The sequence below is a fragment of the uncultured Megamonas sp. genome, from assembly GCF_958438645.1.
GTDB lineage: Bacteria > Bacillota > Negativicutes > Selenomonadales > Selenomonadaceae > Megamonas.
The window spans coordinates 17,767-38,298 of sequence record NZ_CAUBSM010000009.1 but is presented as its reverse complement, the minus strand read 5'-3'; the positions used below and the strand labels follow the sequence as shown (position 1 = coordinate 38,298).

Sequence of the window (20,532 nt, the reverse complement as noted above, 5' to 3'; positions counted from 1 at the left end):
TTTGTGAGAGTGTGATTTTAATTTGTTACAAATGCAAAAATATCCTGCCAATTTAACAAGTTTGCCTACAATGCTAAATGATATTCGTAATGAGATTAATTTATTTGTGCATGATGCTAAACAGCAACGACGGTTAGAATTATGTACAGAAGAAATTTTAGTTAATATTATTGAATATGCATATCCAAATACTACTGGCCTATTATATGTTTCTGTTGAGTATGTAATAGAAATCAAACAACTACGTTTTACTTTTTGTGATGAAGGAATACCATATAATCCTTTATTAGAATTAAATGAACATAATAAAGTAACATCATTAGAGGAACAGCCGATTGGTGGTCTAGGGATTTTTTTATATACTACAATTATGGATGGTGCGGAATATAAATATATAAATAATAAAAATCAATTAACTGTCTGGAAAAATTTGGATTAGTATATATTTTTTAGAAAATAAGAAAAGCCATTAGTTTTACTAGTGGCTTTAGTTTTTTAGTAAGGTGATGAATTTTGAAGTTACAGAAGGAAAAAAATCTTTTAACAAAAATAATATTGTTGTCAATATCCATAGGCAGTTTTATGAATTTTAATACATTAGAGGCTAAAGATATAGATGATTTTCGCACAAATGAATATAAAGCTATGGGAGAAAATGTATTAGATGTAATAAATGCTGCAAGAGCATATGCACAAGGTTATACAGGAAAGGGAGTAATATTAGGAATTTGTGATTTGCCAATAAATTTTAATAATCCAGAGTTTAAGGAAAAAAATAATTCAGGAATGTTAAATGAAGCGAATAATGGTATTTATAATTGGCAAGAATTAAGCCATGGAACAGCAGTAGCAGGTGTTGTAGCAGCGAATAAAAATAATCAAGGAATGCATGGTGTAGCTTTTGATGCGAATATACAAGGTGTAGCAAATGCTGATGAATATAAAGGTTCATATTTTTCGACTAGAAAAAATCTTTGGGATGAATTTTTAAATAAACAAGATATAAAAGTTATTAATAATTCATGGGGCACTGAAATTTATTTATCATATATAAATGATAAAGATGATTATGAGGAAATTCTTAATAATTATATTAATTTAACACCTTATAATCAAATGAAAAAAGCCATTGGTAAAGATAAATTATTAGTTTTTTCTGCTGATAATAGTGGACATACAATGCCAGGATTAGATAATGTATTATCTATATGGGATAATAGTTTAAGTAACAATATAATTAATGTAACAGCTAGTGATGCTAGTTTTTTTCAAAAAGAAAATGATATTTTTAAAGTAACATCAGGTGCTTTAGCAATATTTTCTGATTTAGCACAGTATGTTGAAGATAAGACATTAACAGCACCAGGAGTGTTTATAAATACGACTTATTCTGATGGTGGTTATATAAACGAAAATGGAACGTCTTTTTCAGCTCCAATGGTAACAGGTGTAGGTGGGTTAGTGCAAGAAGCTTTTCCATATTTAGGTGGTAAACAAATTGGTGATGTATTACTTAGTACAGCTAATAATAAGATTATAAATACAGATGGATTTTTTATAACATTTCAAGTAGACAATTTATATAATAAATATTCTTTTAATATTTTTTATACTAATGATGAATATGGAAAAAAAGCAAAAGAAAAAAGTCTAAAAGATTTAGCAGAGGTTTATTATGAACATAATACTAAAATGATAAATTATTATTTAAGTATAAGAAATAAAGATGAATTTTTGGATTTGATAATGGAATACGATAAAGAGGGACTTGTAAAAAAATTTGTAAATATGCCTATGGAAGCTTTATTTGGTCAAGGTATGGTTGATGCTGGAAAAGCAGTTAAGGGATTAGGTGCGATAAATGTACGTAGACTTACAAGTGAAGATATTAGTGATGATTATACAGTAGCAGGAAAAAAAGAAAAACAAGCATTATATAAAGTGGACACTCAAGGATATAATTCTATTTGGAGTAATGATATTAAAGAGATTAGAGCTGGATATATAGCAGAAAATCCCTTAGGTGAAAATAATAAAGATTTTAATGGTAAGGATAGTGATATTAAAGATTTGCATGATAGATATATTTATTATAAAGAAAATTGGATAGATGGAGATTTATATGATAAATATGTAGTTGAACGTTATATAGAAGATTTTAATAATAATATACAAAATTCAGGACTTTTAGGATTACATGCAGGATTAATAAAAGATGGTGAAGGAATTTTAAATCTTACAGGAAATAACACGTATCAAGGAAGTTCTATTGTTAAAGATGGAACATTGCAAATAGATGGTTCAATAAAAGGAGATGCTTATAGTATAGATAAAGGTATTCTAACAGGCAAAGGTTTAATAGAAGGCAATGTTTATAATAATAGCAAAATATTAGCAGGTAGTTATGGCAGTATAGATACATTAAAGATTAATGGAAATCTTTCAGGAGATGGGGAGATTTTAGTTAATACAGATGGAGAAAAATTTAATGTAATATCTGTAGGTAATACTGCAGATATTAGTAATATGAATGTTACAGCGGGACAAAAAGCTGCACCTAATATTACTAATAAATTTATTGATGCGAATAATTTAATCTTATCAACAGATTTAAATCAAGAACAGGAATTTTCTGGATTATTAAATGCAAAAATAGAATTGAATGGAAATGAAGGCATATTAACTACTATTACAAATAATAATACTAAAGTATATGATGAAACATTTAAAGCAGTTAATAATATGTATAATAGTTTAAATGATAATCAGCAGTCTAAAATGTATGATTTGTATGCATTAGATAGAAATCAGGCAACTACAGCATTAAAAGAAATTACAGGTGGATTTCATATGAATATGGCACATGATATAATAAAAAATCGTGATGTAGTAACTGCTGTAGAGAAACAAACAAATTTAGATAGAGCTGATAGTCTATGGATTTTAAATACTAAACATTGGCAAAATGTAGATAACGTAAATACACAAGGTTATAGTTTGACTATTGGTAAAGATTTTACTAATAATGATAAAAATTATAATGGTATTTTATTTAGTTATAGTGAAAATAGTTTAGGTGATAATTTAAATAGTGGAGAATATGATAATTATAGTTTAGGTTTATATGCAGGTACAAAAAATAGGGCAAATACATTAACTGGTTATTTAAGTTATGGAGTGCAAAATAATAATGTTACGCGAAATATTCCTATGTTAGATAAAGTAGCAAAATCCGATTATGATAGTAATGTATTAGGTTTAGGTATGAAATATGCTTATGATTTAGATTATGGTAAAGAACATCAGTGGCATATTGCACCATATGGAAAAATAGATATGGCTCATTATAAGCAGAATGATTTTCAAGAAAATAATGCAGATTTATATAATCAAAAAATAAATAATTATAGTGATAATTATTTAGCAGGAGAAGTTGGAGTAGCATTTAACCGCAAAGAAAAAAGTGGAAATTATGGAATAAAACTTGGATATAAAAAATTAGTTTCTGGAGCAAATCAAGATATGAAAGTTACATTTGTTCAAGATAAAACAAATACAGGTTATACTATTAATGGCGTGGAAGAAAGTAAAGATCATTTAGTATTAGCAGGTTATATAGATAAACAATTAAGTGATAAATGGTCAGTCGCAGGACAAATAGAACAAGATTGGTCATCAAATAGTAATGAATTAAGTACTAGTATTAATTTCAATTATCAATTTTAATAATTAAATTTGGCTAAGTTTTTAGCAACAAAAAATTATACCTCCTAGAATTGAATTTAAAACAATTTTAGGAGGTATAGTTTATTATTGAAAAAAATATTTATATTAATTAAAGTTTTTCTAGTGCTTGTTTATTTATGATTTTTACTTTTCCACGAGTGAGTTCAACATATCCTTCAGTAGAAAAATATTTGAGCATACGCGTTACTACTTCGCGAGCAGTGCCCATTAATTTGGCTATTTGTTCATGAGTCATCTTGATTTCATTTGAATTAGTAGCATTACTTTCATTAAGCAAAAATTCAGCAAGTCTTTTGTCAAAGCTAGTGAACATCATCTGTTGCATAGCCCATGTTACAGTGCATAAACGTTTAGTAGCTAGTTTATACGTAATAGCTTCAAGATAGATATTTTCATTCATGACTTTGGCAAAGGCACAAGGCAAGATTTGGATAAGTTCACAATCAGCTAATGCTTCAATGTAAATATCAAAGGTGATGTCTTTAATCACACAAGAAGCAGATAAAATACAAATATCACCTGTATTTAAACGATAAAGCGTTATTTCTTTGCCTTGCTCAGATAAGGTATAAACACGCAAAATACCTTTTTTGATTATTAAAACACCTGAACAACCAGCTTGTGTATTTTGAATTAAAGCGTTTTTATCGATAGAAATCAATGTAGCATTATCAATGATTAATTGTTGTTGTGTTTTAGTTAATTTGGTCCAAGCTGGGAAATGAGTGCTTAAAAGTTCATAGTAATTTTTATTTAGCATATGTTCACCTAGATTTCACGTCAAGATTAAATAATAAAGGTAAATTATCAGCCAATTGGCGTAATGGTAAACTATTTTTTTGTGTTACAGATAAAATAATGGCACCTTCAGTCATGATGACAGCATTCATAGCTAAAATATTAGCTGTTTCAGTATTGTAACCGTATTTAATAAAATTATCCGCATAAATTGATTGCATTTGAGAAAATATTTCTTTACAACGATTGCGAATGGGGTCATTAGAGAAAAAAGTTTCTAAAGCAATTAAACTAATGGATATATTATCTTTATCTTCGCGTGGATTGTCGATGTCTTGTTGTATTTTTTGTGCTAATTGTTGCAAATGCTGTTGTAGTCCCTGTATAGGATCATCATATTTGGCGAGAGTTTTTTTTATCTCTGCGTATATTTTTTGTGCAGTTAGTTCCAAAGATTCAATAGCTAATTGTTCTTTGCCATGAGGAAAATAATAATATAATGAACCTTTAGGAGCTTGGCTTTTTTTTAAAATTTCGTTGATACCAGTAGCATGATAACCTTTGATAGCAAATAATGTTGAGGCGGTGTGAAGAAACATTTCTTTGGTATTGTTTTTCATAGAAATAGCCTGCCTTTATTTTTAAATTAATTTAGATGCTTTTTAGTTATAAAAAGAAAGATACCGAGTGCAATTAATTCTGCTAAGGCTATGACGAGTGCAGTTGGGACAGCAGTAGTACCGCCACCGATACCCACGATTGGTGCGATTAAGCTACCAGAAATATTAGAGAAAAATCCTAATAGAGCAGAGGCACTACCAGCGACTTTCTTTTGCGATTGCATAGCGAGTGAAAAACTAGTAGAAGCTGTAATTGCAAGGGAAGTTTCAGACAATAATAACAAAGCTATTAAAAAATAGATGTTGAAGTCGAGTAAAACACCGATTAAAAATAAGATACCAAAAAATGAACCTTGACACAATCCAAAAAATAATAATTTACTATCAGGAATTCGTCCAGTTAAAATATTGGTTAATTTGCCAAAAAACATCATGCCAATGCCTACAAAGGCGAATACAAAAGAAAATTCTTGTGGGCTAAAGCCATATATTCCTTGTAAGATAAATGGCATACCAGAAATATATGCAAATAGAGAGCAAAAGATAAAAAATTGAATTGCACATAAACTAGCAAAATAAGGACGTGCACATAAACTGAAAAATATTTTTAGAACTTGTGAGAGATTACCACGGATACGTTTTTCAACAGGTAGACTTTCTTTGTATTTAAAGATGGACAAAGCAATAATTACTAAGCCGGCAAGCATTAATATAACAAATACGCTTGTCCATGGGAAAAATCTAAGTAATTGTCCGCCAGCAACAGGAGCGATGATTGGTGCAATACCTTGAATAATCATTACGGTAGATAAAAATTTAGTGAGCATAGTGCCACTATAGATATCACTGGCGATAGCACGGCTGATTACAAGAGCGGAAGAAGCGGCAAAACCACCGATAAGACGGGCAAAAATAAATAGTTCGATAGATGGAGAGAAAATGCAAGCAATGACAGAAATGGTAAAGACTACTAATCCAAGAATAAGAGGTTTTTGTCTGCCATAAATATCACTTAAAGGGCCTGCTAAAATTTGACCGACAGCAAGACCGATAAGCCAAGTAGTGATGGTCAATTGAACCATAGATGGTGTTGTAGAGAAGTATTGAGTTATTTCGGGAAAAGCAGGCAGATACATATCTGTTGCCAATGGGCCCAATGAACAAATTAAAGCTAATAACGTAATTAAAAAAACATTTTCATTGTTAGATTTTGCTGAACTATTTATAGCGTTAACCATAAAATACATCCTTTCTTTATTTAATCAATAAATTATAACAATCGGTCTATATAATATAGCAAAAAAAATAAGTAAAGTCAAAAGACTTTACTTAAAAATATTTTTAATCCATCTTCGATTATCAATTAAATGAATAATAACAAGAAGAATCATGAAATAGCCTAAATATATATGTAAGGGTTTAGTTAATGTTTTAGGTAATATTAAAATTTTAAAGTCCATACAAATACCAGTAAAAGCAATTAAAACAAAAGCAATAGTCAGAAAAATAAAAGTAAATCGCATACGTGTTTTCATAAAAATTCCCCCTTTATTATAAAATATACAGCAAAAACCTTAAAATTAGATTAAATTTAACTAAAAATTTTGATTAAAATATAGAGAGCATAACTATAAAATAAAAAATACATCTCTAAAAAATAGAGATGTATTTTTATATCTTATATTATAAATTATCTAAGAAGTTTTGAATACGAGCTAAAGCACCACTGATATTATCTACAGATGTAGCATAAGAAGCTCGAATAAATCCTTGACCACATTCACCAAATGCAGTGCCAGGTACTACAGCTACATGTTGACGGATGAGCAATTGTTCAGCGAATTCTTCGGAAGAAAGACCAGTACTAGAAATGTCAGGGAAAATATAAAAAGCTCCTTTAGGTTCAAAACATTTTAATCCCATACTAGTGAAGCCTTCATAAATTAAGCGACGACGGCGGTCATATTCAGCTACCATTTTTTTCATATGCTTTTGACCATTGCGAATTGCTTCTAGTCCTGCTATTTGAGCTGTTATTGGTGCACAAATCATAGTGTATTGATGAATTTTATTCATAGCATCAATTACAGGTTTTGGTGCTAAGGCATATCCAAGACGCCAGCCTGTCATAGCATAAGCTTTGGAAAAACCATTTAAAATGATACTGCATTCTTTCATGTCAGGTAAAGCTGAAAAACAGATATGTTTTTTATCGCCATAAGTTAAATCACCATAAATTTCATCAGAGATGACGATTAAATTATGTTTTTTGGCAAAATTTGCGATAGCGAGCAATTCGTCATATTCTAAGATTGTACCAGTTGGATTGTTAGGATAGCCGATTAATAATGCTTTTGTCTTTGGTGTAATGTGTTTTTCTAAATCTTCAGGTGTTACTTTAAATTCATTTTCTGATTTAGTAGGTACTGCAATAGCTTTTGCACCGACTAAAGTAGCACAGGCAGCATAAGATACATAGCATGGTTCTGGAATTAAGATTTCATCATTGGGATTTAAAATAGCACGCATAGCAAGGTCAACAGCTTCACTTACGCCAACAGTGATGAGAACTTCATCATTAGGATTGTATTTTACTTGGAAATCTCTTTCATACATATGTGTAATGGCATGACGTAATTCATAAAGGCCTTTATTGCTAGTATATGCTGTATATCCACGTTCTAAACCATAGATGCAGCTTTCGCGAATAGTCCAAGGTGTTACAAAATCAGGTTCACCGATACCAAGACTGATGACATCTTCCATAGTAGAGGCAATATCAAAGAAACGGCGGATACCGGATTGTTTAGTATGTTGTACAGTAGTTGCTAAACTTTTATTCCAATCAATCATGGTGATACCACCAATCTATGGTCTGTTTCTTTATCGTCAATGATAATACCATCTTTTTTATAAGGTTTGAGCATGAAATGGCTACGTGTAGAAGTTACACCTTCAATAGTAGAAAGACGACGAGCGACAAAGTCAGCTACATTATTTAGCGTTTTGCCTTCGATGATAACCAATAAATCAAAACTACCAGACATTAAATATACAGTTTTTACTTCATCAAAACGGTAAATTCTTTCGGCGATAGCATCAAAACCAAATTCACGTTGAGGAGTAACATTGACTTCAATCATAGCGGAAACTGTATTATTGCCGTATTTTTCCCAGTCAATCATTGTATTATAGCCAAGAATAATTTTTTCTTTTTCCAATTTTTTAATTTGTTCTTCTATTTCATATTCAGAGCGACCAAGCATAGTTGCAAGTTCCTTGATTGAGCGACGGCCATCATGTTCAAGTAGTTCTAATAATTCACGCATAAAATCACTTCCCTAATAGTTTTATAAATATTTTTATTCTAGCGAAAAAATAAAGACCCTCGTCCAATAAAGGACGAGGGTCTTCTCCCGTGGTACCACCTTAGTTAGCAAATTGCTCACTTAATGCCGATATCGCTGGCGTAGCGTCTAGTTTTGCTAGATGCTCACGGGTAGCTTTCTAATTTTATTGCTTGATAGCTTGCACCGACCGCTACTTCTCTGAAAGTCAACAAAATTATACTTTTCCGCTCATTGCATTTTATATATGTGTAATTATGTTAACATAAAATCAATATAAAAATCAAGTGTTAGAGAAATAAATGCAAAACAAAATATACTATTGCTGATAAAATTGCAGTGCAAGGAATAGTCATGATCCAAGCAACGAGCATTTGGCGTGCTACATCCCAATGAACAGCTTTAACGCGTTGGGCAGAGCCAACACCCATGATAGAACCAGAAACTACATGAGTTGTAGAGACAGGAAGATGTAAGAGTGTAGCACCAAATATTACTACAGCTGAGTTTAAGTCAGCTGCAAAACCATGTACAGGTTGCATGCGGAATATTTTACCACCGACAGTACGAATGATTTTCCAACCACCAAAAGATGTACCAAGAGCCATTGCTAAGGCACAGGAGATTTTTACAAAAGTAGGAACTTCTAAAGCTCCAATATAACCACCACTTAAAAGAGCAAGTGTGATAATACCCATGGATTTTTGAGCATCATTAGAGCCATGAGCAAATGCCATTAAAGCAGCAGATACAAGTTGAAGGCGATTGCAATTATCATTTACTGTGGCAGGTCGAAAAGAATGACAGATAGCGAAAATAATATGTAGTATAATCCAACCAATTGCCATGGCAGCAAGAGGAGAAAGTACTAAAGATAAAAATATTTTTAAAATACCATAGCCATTTAATCCCATAAAGCCAACGGAGATGATTACAGCACCAATGATACCACCAACTAGTGCATGAGAAGAACTACTTGGCATACCAAACCACCAAGTTATTAAATTCCAAATAATAGCACCAGCTAAAGCAGCGATAATGATGACTTCATTGACCATAGATGCGGATTGAACGATATCGCCACCGATGGTTTTAGCAACACCTGTACTGATCATGGCACCAGCAAAATTTAAAATAGCGGACATAATAATAGCAACAGCTGGAGATACTGCACGAGTGGATACACAAGTCGCAATGGCATTAGCAGTATCGTGGAAACCATTTACAAAATCGAAAATAAGAGCTAAAGCGATAACGATAAAAATTAAAATGGAAGCTTGCTCAAGCATACTTCATAACAACTCCTTTTAATGTGTCAGAAATATGTTTAGTCTGATCGATAGTATCTTCAAGGCATTGAAAAATGTCTTTCCATTTTACAAGAGCAATAGGGTCTTTTTCAGTTTTGAATAATGAAGACATTTCACTGCGATAGAGTGTATCTCCTTGGCTTTCATAGGTTAAGATGCGATTAGTACATTCAAGTATTTCATTATGATTTTTACGAATATCTTTTAATAAAGCTGTAGCTTTTACACATAAAATAATCCTCCTGAAGTTTTTTTATTGGAATTTTCGTACTGAAAATAAGTATAAAAGCCTAATAAGAAGAATAAATATATTTTGGTAAAATCTAAGTAAAATTGAAGGATTTATTATTTTAGTGAAAATTTATATATTAATGGATATGAAAATAAATATATAAACAATAGCTTTTCTTGTTCATAATAATAGACATCATAGGTTTTCTAATGTACAATAGAAGTGAGTTTTTTTCTTAATTTACAGGAGGAATAAAATTGTCAGTTAGAAGATTGTATGTTGAAAAACGCCAAGGTTTTGATATTCCAGCTCAGAAACTCTTTGCTGATTTAAAAGAGTTATTTGCAATTGAAGGAATAGAACAAGTAAGAGTTATCCGTAGATATGATATTGAAGGATTAACTGATGCAGAATATGCACAGACAAAACCAGTTGTATTTTATGAACCACCAGTAGATGTAATTTATGAAGAAGAATTACCAGAAATAGCAAATGCTCGTGTATTTGCAGTAGAAGCTCTTCCAGGTCAATTTGACCAGACTGCTGATTCAGCTGCACAGTGTGTACAGCTCGTTACACAGAAAGAACGTCCAGTTATCCGCAGTGCAAAAGTAATTGCTTTAATTGGTAATATTGATGATGAAACTTTTGCTAAAATAAAAAATTACTGCATTAATGCTGTAGAATCTAGAGAAGCTTCTTTTGAAAAACCTGAAACACTTGCAATGGTTATGGAAGAACCAGCTGATGTAAAAATACTTACAGGCTTTATTTCTATGAATGATAGCCAACTTATTGCTTTAAGAAATGAAATGGGCTTAGCAATGAGTGAAGAAGATTTGAAATTCTGTCAAGAATATTTTGCTAAAGAAGAAAAACGTGATCCTAGTATTACTGAAATTCGCGTTATTGATACTTATTGGTCTGACCATTGTCGTCATACTACATTTACAACAGCTATCGACAATGTTGATATTGAAGAAGGTAAATATAAAGAAACAATAAAAAATGCTTATCAGTTATATTTAAATGACCGTGAAGCATTAGGTAGAACTCATAAAGATGTTACTTTAATGGACATCGCTGTAATGGGTATGCGTAAACTTCGTGAAGAAGGCAAATTACAAGACCTAGATGTATCTGAAGAAATCAATGCTTGTAGTATTGTCGTAAAAGCCAATATTGATGGAAAACAAGAAGATTGGCTTGTAATGTTTAAAAACGAAACTCACAATCATCCTACTGAAATTGAACCATTTGGTGGTGCGGCAACTTGCCTTGGTGGTGCTATCCGTGATCCACTTTCTGGTCGTTCTTATGTATATCAAGCTATGCGTGTAACAGGTAGTGCTGATCCTCGTCGTAGTCTTGAAGAAACAATTAAAGGTAAATTACCACAGCGTAAAATTACTCGTGGTGCAGCACATGGTTATAGTTCTTATGGTAACCAGATTGGTTTGGCAACAGGACAGGTTCATGAAGTTTATCATGAAGGTTATGCAGCAAAACGTCTTGAAATCGGTGCAGTAGTAGCTGCAGCTCCAAAAGAAAATGTACTTCGTTTTGAACCACAACCAGGTGATGTAGTTATTTTAGTTGGTGGACGTACTGGCCGTGATGGTATCGGTGGTGCAACAGGTTCTTCTAAAGAACATACTATTGAATCTTTAACACATTGTGGTGCAGAAGTACAAAAAGGTAATCCTCCAACTGAACGTAAATTACAAAGATTATTTAGAAATCCAGAAGTTAGTCGTTTGATCAAACGTTGTAATGACTTTGGTGCAGGCGGTGTAGCCGTAGCTATTGGTGAATTAACTGATGGTCTTGTAATTGAACTTGATAAAGTTAAGAAAAAATATGATGGTCTTGATGGAACAGAACTTGCTATTTCTGAATCTCAGGAACGTATGGCAGTTGTTGTTGATGCTAAAGATGCAGATAAATTCATAGCTGAATCTGCAAAAGAAAATCTCGAAGCAACACTTGTAGCAACTGTAACAAAAGAACCTCGTCTTGTTATGAATTGGCGTGGTAAAGATATTGTTAGCATTAAACGTTCTTTCCTTCAGACAAACGGTGTAAAACAGCATACTGATGCTGTAGTAAAAATGCCAGAAGGCGAAACATATTTTGAACAAGCAAAACAAGTAGAAGGCTCAGTAAAAGATGCTTGGCTTAATACTTTAAAAGATTTAAATGTATGCAGTCAAAAAGGTTTAAGTGAACAATTCGACTCTACAATCGGTGCTAATACTGTGCTTATGCCATTTGGTGGTAAACGTCAAATGACACCAGCAGAAGGTATGGTAGCTACATTACCATTATTAGAAGGTTCTACAAATACAGCTACTGCTATGACATTTGGTTTCAATCCATATCTCATGAGCTGGAGTCCATTCCATGGTGCAGTATATTCTATCGTAGAAGCTATTACAAAAATCGTAGCTATCGGCGGTGATTATGCAAAAGTTCGTTTAACTCTCCAAGAATATTTTGAAAGCCTTGGTAAAGATAGCGAAAAATGGGGTAAACCATTTGCTGCACTTTTAGGTGCATTATGGGCACAGCATAAATTCGGTACAGCTGCTATTGGCGGTAAAGACTCCATGTCTGGTACATTCATGGATATGACAGTACCACCTTCTTTAATCGCTTTTGCTCTTGATATGGTAGAAGCAGATAAAGTTGTATCTCCTGAATTTAAACAAGCAGGACATAAAGTTATCGTAGTTAAAGCAACTCGTGATGAATTTGAAATGCCAGTTATTGATACATTGACTGCTAACTTCAATAAAGTTTATGAATTAATTCATGCAGGTAAAGTTGCAAGTGCAAAAACTGTAGGCGTTGGTGGTATTGCTAGTGCAATCAGTAAAATGACACTTGGTGAACAACTCGGTTTTGCTTTTGCTGATGGTTTTGATACAAAAGAATTATTCGCTTGCGATTACGGTACAATCATTCTTGAATTAAATGAAGATGTAGATTTAAATGAATTTGTAGGTGCATATGAACTTGGTAGTGTAATTGTAGATAAAGCAATTATCTGTGGTGATGTAAAAATTTCCCTTGATGAAATTGAAACAGCATATACTCAGCCACTTGAACAGATTTTCCCAACTCATGTACGTAAATCTACTGGTGAAACAAAACAAAGTGAACTTTATACAGCTACTAGCATTGCTAAAGCTCCAACTTCTTTTGCTAAACCAAGAATTTTCATTCCAGTATTCCCAGGTACAAACTGTGAATATGATACTGCTAAAGCATTTAATCGTGCAGGTGGTCAAGCTGAAACTCTCGTTATTAAAAACTTGACTCCTTCCATGGTTGAAGAATCTGTTGAAGCTATTGTAAAAGGCATTGAAAAATCTCAGATTATCATGCTTCCAGGTGGTTTCAGTGGTGGGGACGAACCAGACGGTTCTGGTAAATTCATTGCTGCTATGTTTAGAAATCCACGCATTACAGAAGCTGTTCGCGATTTACTCAAAAACCGTGATGGTTTAATGCTCGGTATCTGCAATGGTTTCCAAGCTCTCATCAAATTAGGTCTTGTACCATTTGGTGATATTCAAGAATTAACACCAGAAAATCCAACACTCACATACAATGAAATTGGTCGCCATGTATCTTGCATGGTAGAAACAAAAGTTGTATCCAATCTTTCTCCATGGTTTAACAACGTAAAAGTAGGAGATATTCATACTATTGCTGTTTCTCATGGTGAAGGTCGCTTCTGTGCAAGTCCAGAAGTATTAGCTCAATTAAAAGCTAATGGTCAGATTGCAACTCAATATGTAAATGCAAATGGTGATACTTCTATGGATATCGAAGTAAATCCAAATGGTTCTGTATGGGCTATCGAAGGTATCACAAGTCCAGATGGACGTATCTTAGGTAAAATGGGACACTCCGAACGTATTGGTAAATATGTAGCGAAAAATGTTCCAGGTGCAAAAGACCAAAAATTATTTGAAGCTGGCGTAGCTTACTTTAAATAAAAATAATAGATAAAAAAATAGACAGGGTATATATTACCTTGTCTATTTTTTTATAAATATTTAATTGTTAAATATAGAATAAATTAAAGTAGATAAAAATAAGAAAAAGACCTAGAATAAATTTTCTAGGTCTTTTATTTAACTTTTAGAGAATACTGGTATTTGGAATTTCGCTATCGTCTAATTTTCCTTTTAAATCATTATCTGTCATAGCACAAACGGCAGAGTCAGACCAAACATTTTCAGCTGTTTCAATCATATCGATGATGGTATAAATTGGTAAGATGATACCAAGTAAGCCGATTGGAGCACCGATAGAGGACATAAGAGATAAAGTCAAGAAATAGCAACCCATTGGTACGCCTGCATTACCAACAGCGGCGATAACAGCGATAAATAGCCAAGTAATCATGGTTGTTATGGATAATTCAAAACCAGCATTTTGCATTACGAATAAAGAAGTTACTAAGATAAATGCAGCACAACCATTCATATTGATAGTAGTGCAAATTGGTAAAACGAAACGGGATACTTTGGGATTAGCTTTTAAATTTTGTTCTGCACAAGCAAGTGTTACAGGTAAAGTTCCAGCGGAACTTTTTGTAAATAAAGCTACAGCAAGAGCAGGAGCCATTTTACGGAAAACTTTAAGCGGATTTAAACCACGAATAAGCATGATTAAAGGTAAGATGATAAAGAACTGAATAGCATTACCACCGATTACTACAGCTGTATATTTTCCTAAAGCACCAACGATGACACCAGCTTCAATTTGAGCTGATAATTGACCTGCAAAAGCGATGATACCAATTGGTAAAACATAAAGTAAAGCACGAATAAGAGTGAAAGATAATTCTTGTAAACCGTTGATTACTTTTAATAATTGTTCACGATTTTCTGTTTTAGGCATGAAAGCTAGTGCTAGACCTACAGCTGCAGCGATTAACATAACAGATAATACATTACCAGATAAAAATGGTTGTAAAACATTATTTGGAATTACAGATAAGAAGTGATCATAATAGGAAAGTTCACCTAATTTTTGCATAGGTACAGCTTCTTGACCAGCAGTGATTATATCTAAAGGTAAATTTCCGGGAGCAATCCATAGATAAAGACATAAACCAGTAGCAGCAGCACAAATTGTAGTAAATAAAGTATAGAATACAGCGTGAGCAAAGATACGACTTGTATCTTTATTATTGCCAAGTGCAGCTAATGTTGTAATAACTGCTAAAGCGATTGTAGGAACTGCTATAAATTGGAATAAACGAGTAAATACAGTGGCGATAAAATTAAAAAATTCATTTAAAGGTTGAATGCCGAGCCAACCTAAAATACCACCTAGAATAAGTGCACCAAACCATAATAAGAACTGACGTCCCTGAGTAGATTTAGCTTTGCTTTCTCGAATGGCAGTCTGTGCGGTTTCTTGCACGTCAACTGGCTTTTTCTTGTCAGTCATATGTAATCCCCTCATTTCTTTATAATATTTATTTTTTATTCATAATTATATCGTACGGATATCATTTCCTACGATATAATTATGGAATTGATTATACGGGTTTGCTGTAAATCTGTCAACTTTGATTATGATTAATAATGTTATTTTTTTACATTTAATGTAATATTATTACTACTTAAAAGATAATTATAATTATTTGTAGAAATTGTACCAGTATTAGGAAGGGAAAATTTGATTATTGTTTGATTTAATAATAAATGATGTAGCTATTTATATTCAATAACTTTTTTGTTTAAAGATAGAAGTGTATTTACGGTTTTTATGAAAAGTTGCGTAATGCTACTAGATTTATAATGAGTTATTCATAAAGAAGTGTTACATCTGGCATATTTAGCTAGATGAGAAATAGAATCTCCTTTTAAATTTGTTTTGATTGTTTTAATTTTAAATTCATTTGAGTATTTAGTTATAAAAAACTGCACACCCAAAGTTGTGTTTTTTACTTTTGGGGTGCAGTTCAATATTTTTCAAGTGTTTTTTACTTTTTAGAGAGTTTTATTTCAGTAAAAGAAAAGGTTTAGTTTAAATAATTAGAAATACCGGTAATTGTATGTCCTGTTGTTGACCAATTTACAGGCAACCCCATTATTTCACTGAGTGTACTTACTGGTATAAAAATTGTATCTTCTGAACTTAATGTTGGTGCAGAATTAGTGCAAGTAGATGTGCCATTCATTTCATATACATTGGAATTTATTTTAGTAGAGAATGTATTATTTTTAAATTTTAAAGTAGTTGTGTCTCCATTTGTAGTTAAAGAACCTTTTAGTGCGGAGCTAACGCTATCAATAGGAACATATAATACATTATTTATAATTTTTATTGGACATGCAGTGTTATTTATTGTTAATTTAAAGGATAAGTTATCTTTAAAGTCAATTTTAGGAATGAGTCCATGAATACCTTTTGTTTTATCTACAACTTGAGAAACTTCATAATCTGTTGCAGCACTTAAATAAGCATATGCTGTTTTTCTATCTACACCAAGTTGTTTAGAGATAAAGCTGATAGATTCACGTACGGACTGACGCATAGCTTCATCTAAATCTTCATTTAAACCAATAGGAATCCAGTATTTTTCAGTTTCAGCGAACGGCTGTACAAGAGAATCGCTATTCGTTTGAGGAATTGCAGGATTTCCTTTTTTTAATACTGTTAGGCGTACTGTGGCACGGAGTGGAGCCTCTAAAGCCGTTAGTGCGACTTCTCCGTCACCTTGTGCAAAGTGAGGATCGCCTGTGTAAAAACCTGCTCCAGGAATATCAACTGGTAAGTAAAGTGTTGCACCTACACTAAGTTCATTTATATCAATATTGCCACCAGTTTTTAAAGGGGGTATAGAACTACCATTTTCATCAGTATTAGGTGTTACACCCATAGTACCAAGGAAAGGATTTAATGGAAATTGTATTGTTTGTCCGTTATTTTGCATTATGCCAAACCATTCATTACTATCTCCTTTTTTCTGAATTGATGTAAATACGGATACATTACCGTAGGATTCAGGATGTTCTGAAGATGGATTTTCGAGACGAGGAGTTTCAGGCATTTCATCAGGAAGTGTTCCTTTAAAATGACGGTTAGTTACAACACCATAAGGAGCACGCGGTTCTAATGCAATAACTTCTACTTTCAATACATCACCCGGTTCAGCTCCATCTACATATATAGGACCAGTTATAACATGAGGACCGTTAGTATCAAAATCATGACCTTTTTTGTTAGCAGCGATATTTATAGCATCTTGCATTACGTGGTCAGGTGTTACACCGTATTGACCAAAATATTTAACAGGGTCTTTTCCTTGGTCTTCTAAGATACCTTCATGTGAAACGGTATCAATAGTTACTGTACTGCCACTCGGTATATGTATAATTGCTTTATCATTGCGACTTGGAATTTTGCCCCAAAAAACATTATCTAATGTGGAAGGCACATAATAATCACCAGGAACAGTTCCGTCATCTTTTGTTTGCAGATAATCAATAGATGGTGCCCTATAAGCAGCTTCAGCAGGGCTATATCCAGCAAGAAAACCGGTGGATAAAGAAGCCGATAATATAGCAGAAAGTATAAGACGTTTGTTAATTTTGATGTTACTCATGAAATCAATCCTTTTCTATTTTAGGTAAAAAAATAAGACAAAGATATCTATTACGACATCTTTGTCTTGTTTAGAGAATATCATATGATTTATAAAATGTCAACATGTAAACTTTATTTTATGATTTTAATGTAATATTATTACTACCTTTTTGATAACCTAGTAAATCTACAGTAATAAATTTAAAACCTAATTTTTGAAATTCATCATAAATGAATTGTTTAGTGGGATTTTTGAATAATTTATACACTTCATTGTCTTCAACTTCTATGCGAGCTAAATCTCCATGATGACGTACGCGAATTTGTCCTTGCATAAATTTACGAAGAATATCTTCTGCCTTAGCTACTTGATTTAATCTTTCTGGTGTTATTTCTAAACCATAAATTAGACGGGAAGCAAGACAAGCAGAGCTAGGTTTATTCCAAACAGGTAAATCCCATTCTTTCGCCATTTGACGGATTTCATCTTTAGTAATGTGTAATTCTAAAAATGGTGATTTTGTTAATTTAAATTCTTTTAAAGCGAGCATACCTGGACGATAATCGCCTTTATCATCTTCATTAGAGCCTTCTAATAGGTAGTTATAATTATTTTTTTGACAGAAATCTTCTAATATTTTAAAGCGATTGATATGGCAATGATAGCAACGCATTTTATCATTGCAGGTGAATTTTTTATCAGCTAAATCAGCTACAGTGAATAATTCATGTTTTATACCAATGAGATTAGCGACTTTTTGGGCATCAGATATTTCATTAGTGGTTATTAATTCAGATGTAGCAGTGATGGCAATAGCTTTATCACCTAGAGCAATTTGAGAGGCTTTAGCAAGTACAGAGCTGTCTACACCGCCAGAAAAAGCTACAGCTACAGATTGGTAAGATTTTAGTAATTCGATTAATTGTTGTTGTTTATTCATGTTTTAGTTCCTCGTTTGCTAGAAATAATGCTGTTTGCTGAATTGTTTTTAATGGTACATTGTGTTTTTGGGCTAATTGTTTACAATCTTCATATTCAGCAGATATATTCAAGATTTTATTGCCTTTTTTAGCTATTTTACATTTTACTTGACCATATGGAGTGGTGATGAATTTAAATTCTCTATTTAAACTATAACGAGAGATTATTTCTTCACGTATGCCAAGTGTTGTAGTCTCACTGAATATAATATCAAGGCAATTTTCTTTATCTTCAGGACGGATTAAAACAGATAAAGTATTAGCAGAGCGGGATTTTTTCATATAAATAGGAGTGAGCCAAACATCAAGAGCTTTATGTTCAAAGAGTTTTTGCGAGATATATTCATAATTTTGAGGATTAAAATCATCTATATTACAAGATAGTATAAGTAATTTTTCTATAATATAATCGTTCATTTTTTCACCTGTCATTTGTTGTAAATTTAATTATATATTAAATTAGAATTTTTATTTAGGCAAGAAAGCAGATTTTAGCTTAAATAAAAAGACTTAGCTCATTATATAATGAACTAAGTCTTTTCTGGGGGTTTAAATATATGATATTGATATTAAGATGGAGTTTTTTATAACATGATTGGTGCAAAAACGAAACCTAAAGCTACAGAAACAACGATTGTTAATACACCAGGGAAGAAAAACGGATGATTAAATACATATTTTCCTATGCGACTGGTACCAGTATCGTCCATTTGTACAGCACCTAATAATGTAGGATATGTTGGCAATACAAATAGAGCGGAAACAGCAGCAAATGAAGCTACGATAATTGGTACAGAAGCAGTATTTTCGGGAGTGATACCTAAAGCGACGATAACAGTTGGAATCAAAGCTTGAGTTGTAGCTGCTTGTGAATATAAAAGCATACTAGCAAAGAATAGAGCTACGGCTAATAAAAATGGATAAGCTACAACGAGGTTAGAAGCTAATAATTTAATTTCAGGAATATGACCTTTAACGAAAGTATCACCTAGCCATGCTACACCAAGTACACAGATACAAGCAGAAAGACCAGATTTGAAGGTACTAGTATTCACTAAATCGCCTGTTTTGATTTTACAGATGAAAGTAATAAGTGTAGCAATACATAACATAAAGCTGATAATAGCATCATTTCTAGGTAGAATAACAGGTTCGATCCAAGCTACGTTATTAGAAATTGCAGTTGCATATAATACGATAGCAATAACACCTATAAAGAAAATCCATACAGATAATTTGGCACCTTTTTTCAAAGGATGATCGTCACCTTTTTTGATTACAGGAGTAACTTGACCAAGTCGTAATCTTTCTTGATAAATAGGATCAGAAGATAAATCTGTATTTACGAATTTCGTCATAATAAAAGCTGTAATCATACAACCTAAAAAAGTAGTTGGAATACAGATAGCAAGTAACATAGGATAAGAGCAACCAAATGGTTCTAAAAATCCACTCATAGCGATGACAGCAGCCGATACAGGGCTAGCAGTGATTGCTATTTGACTAGCGACAACGGAGATGGAAAGAGGTACAGAAGGTTTAATATTTTCACCTTTAGCAACTTCAACGATTACAGGAATCATAGAAAAAGCAGTATGACCTGTACCAGCAAAAATTGTTAAGAAATAAGTGACTGCTGGAGCTAAATAATTGATGTGTTTGGGATTGCGACGAAGTATTTTTTCAGCTATTTTGACTAGATAATCTAGACCGCCAGCTAATTGCATGGCAGATATAGCACCGATAACAGACATGATGATGAGAATAACGTCCCAAGGTATCTGTCCAGGATTGAGTCCAAGTCCTAATGTCAGAGCAACTACACCAAGACCGCCAGCATAGCCAATACCCATACCGCCTAATTTTACACCTAAAAAAATAGCGGCAAATAATACGATTAATTGTAATAATAAAAATATATCCATAGGAAAAACCTCTTT

The 20,532-nt window shown here is 32.5% G+C and carries 16 protein-coding genes and 1 other annotated feature; of the genes, 3 read left to right on the top strand and 13 right to left on the bottom strand.

Translation table 11 applies throughout. The annotated features are described in order from the left end of the window. Positions 1 to 31 precede the first annotated feature (31 nt). Both Q5I67_RS07525 and Q5I67_RS07520 read left to right on the top strand, forming a co-directional pair. Positions 32 to 439 carry an ATP-binding protein gene (locus tag Q5I67_RS07525; RefSeq protein ID WP_302486933.1) on the top strand — a complete coding sequence of 136 codons (408 nt, stop codon included), beginning with the start codon at positions 32 to 34 and terminating at the stop codon, positions 437 to 439. Between the two features lie 143 nt (positions 440 to 582). Continuing rightward, positions 583 to 3,726 carry a S8 family serine peptidase gene (locus Q5I67_RS07520; protein WP_302486910.1) on the top strand — a complete coding sequence of 1,048 codons (3,144 nt, stop codon included), beginning with the start codon at positions 583 to 585 and terminating at the stop codon, positions 3,724 to 3,726. 109 nt (positions 3,727 to 3,835) lie between these two features. On the opposite strand, the gene Q5I67_RS07515 is transcribed toward Q5I67_RS07520, so the two are convergent. From Q5I67_RS07515 to Q5I67_RS07480, 8 genes are all read right to left on the bottom strand, one after another. Continuing rightward, positions 3,836 to 4,507 (bottom strand): Crp/Fnr family transcriptional regulator, encoded by a 672-nt coding sequence (locus Q5I67_RS07515; protein ID WP_302486909.1) that lies wholly within the window; start codon positions 4,505 to 4,507, stop codon positions 3,836 to 3,838. A gap of 4 nt (positions 4,508 to 4,511) precedes the next feature. Beyond that, the gene (locus Q5I67_RS07510) at positions 4,512 to 5,105 is read right to left on the bottom strand and encodes a TetR/AcrR family transcriptional regulator (RefSeq protein ID WP_302486908.1); all 594 of its coding nucleotides are present in this window, start codon (positions 5,103 to 5,105) and stop codon (positions 4,512 to 4,514) included. 26 nt (positions 5,106 to 5,131) lie between these two features. Further along, positions 5,132 to 6,343, bottom strand: a complete 1,212-nt coding sequence (locus Q5I67_RS07505) for a multidrug effflux MFS transporter (protein WP_296899680.1) — start codon at positions 6,341 to 6,343, stop codon at positions 5,132 to 5,134. Positions 6,344 to 6,430: 87 nt separating this feature from the next. After that, complete coding sequence (locus tag Q5I67_RS07500; RefSeq protein WP_296899682.1) at positions 6,431 to 6,640, bottom strand: DUF4405 domain-containing protein; 210 nt, start codon at positions 6,638 to 6,640, stop codon at positions 6,431 to 6,433. 148 nt (positions 6,641 to 6,788) lie between these two features. Then, entirely contained in the window at positions 6,789 to 7,958 is a 1,170-nt protein-coding gene (locus Q5I67_RS07495; RefSeq protein ID WP_296899684.1) for an aminotransferase class I/II-fold pyridoxal phosphate-dependent enzyme, read from the bottom strand. Next, positions 7,955 to 8,434 carry an Lrp/AsnC family transcriptional regulator gene (locus Q5I67_RS07490; protein WP_296899686.1) on the bottom strand — a complete coding sequence of 160 codons (480 nt, stop codon included), beginning with the start codon at positions 8,432 to 8,434 and terminating at the stop codon, positions 7,955 to 7,957. Before Q5I67_RS07490 ends, Q5I67_RS07495 begins: the two co-directional genes overlap by 4 nt. Before the next feature lie 66 nt (positions 8,435 to 8,500). After that, positions 8,501 to 8,696 (bottom strand) — a binding site (T-box leader). Positions 8,697 to 8,742: 46 nt separating this feature from the next. Continuing rightward, positions 8,743 to 9,741, bottom strand: coding sequence for an inorganic phosphate transporter (locus Q5I67_RS07485; RefSeq protein WP_302486907.1), 999 nt, complete (start codon positions 9,739 to 9,741; stop codon positions 8,743 to 8,745). After that, the gene (locus tag Q5I67_RS07480) at positions 9,734 to 9,874 is read right to left on the bottom strand and encodes a hypothetical protein (RefSeq protein ID WP_302486906.1); all 141 of its coding nucleotides are present in this window, start codon (positions 9,872 to 9,874) and stop codon (positions 9,734 to 9,736) included. The genes Q5I67_RS07485 and Q5I67_RS07480 overlap by 8 nt, the downstream gene beginning before the upstream one ends. A 377-nt stretch (positions 9,875 to 10,251) precedes the next feature. Here Q5I67_RS07480 and Q5I67_RS07475 point away from each other — a divergent pair, with 377 nt between their 5' ends. After that, complete coding sequence (locus Q5I67_RS07475; protein WP_302486905.1) at positions 10,252 to 14,001, top strand: phosphoribosylformylglycinamidine synthase; 3,750 nt, start codon at positions 10,252 to 10,254, stop codon at positions 13,999 to 14,001. A gap of 145 nt (positions 14,002 to 14,146) precedes the next feature. On the opposite strand, the gene Q5I67_RS07470 is transcribed toward Q5I67_RS07475, so the two are convergent. The 5 genes from Q5I67_RS07470 to Q5I67_RS07450 all read right to left on the bottom strand — a co-directional run bounded on the left by Q5I67_RS07470 (position 14,147) and on the right by Q5I67_RS07450 (position 20,517). Next, the gene (locus tag Q5I67_RS07470) at positions 14,147 to 15,466 is read right to left on the bottom strand and encodes a dicarboxylate/amino acid:cation symporter (RefSeq protein ID WP_302486904.1); all 1,320 of its coding nucleotides are present in this window, start codon (positions 15,464 to 15,466) and stop codon (positions 14,147 to 14,149) included. A gap of 577 nt (positions 15,467 to 16,043) precedes the next feature. Next, the gene (locus Q5I67_RS07465) at positions 16,044 to 17,630 is read right to left on the bottom strand and encodes an acetamidase/formamidase family protein (RefSeq protein ID WP_302486903.1); all 1,587 of its coding nucleotides are present in this window, start codon (positions 17,628 to 17,630) and stop codon (positions 16,044 to 16,046) included. Positions 17,631 to 17,748: 118 nt separating this feature from the next. Next, positions 17,749 to 18,552 (bottom strand): ATP-dependent sacrificial sulfur transferase LarE, encoded by an 804-nt coding sequence (gene larE / locus Q5I67_RS07460; RefSeq protein ID WP_302486902.1) that lies wholly within the window; start codon positions 18,550 to 18,552, stop codon positions 17,749 to 17,751. Then, positions 18,545 to 19,009: a nickel insertion protein gene (gene larC / locus Q5I67_RS07455; protein ID WP_302486901.1), complete on the bottom strand. Its 465-nt coding sequence runs from the start codon at positions 19,007 to 19,009 to the stop codon at positions 18,545 to 18,547. The genes larE and larC overlap by 8 nt, the downstream gene beginning before the upstream one ends. Before the next feature lie 167 nt (positions 19,010 to 19,176). Beyond that, entirely contained in the window at positions 19,177 to 20,517 is a 1,341-nt protein-coding gene (locus tag Q5I67_RS07450) for an anaerobic C4-dicarboxylate transporter (RefSeq protein ID WP_302486900.1), read from the bottom strand. Positions 20,518 to 20,532: the final 15 nt, after the last annotated feature.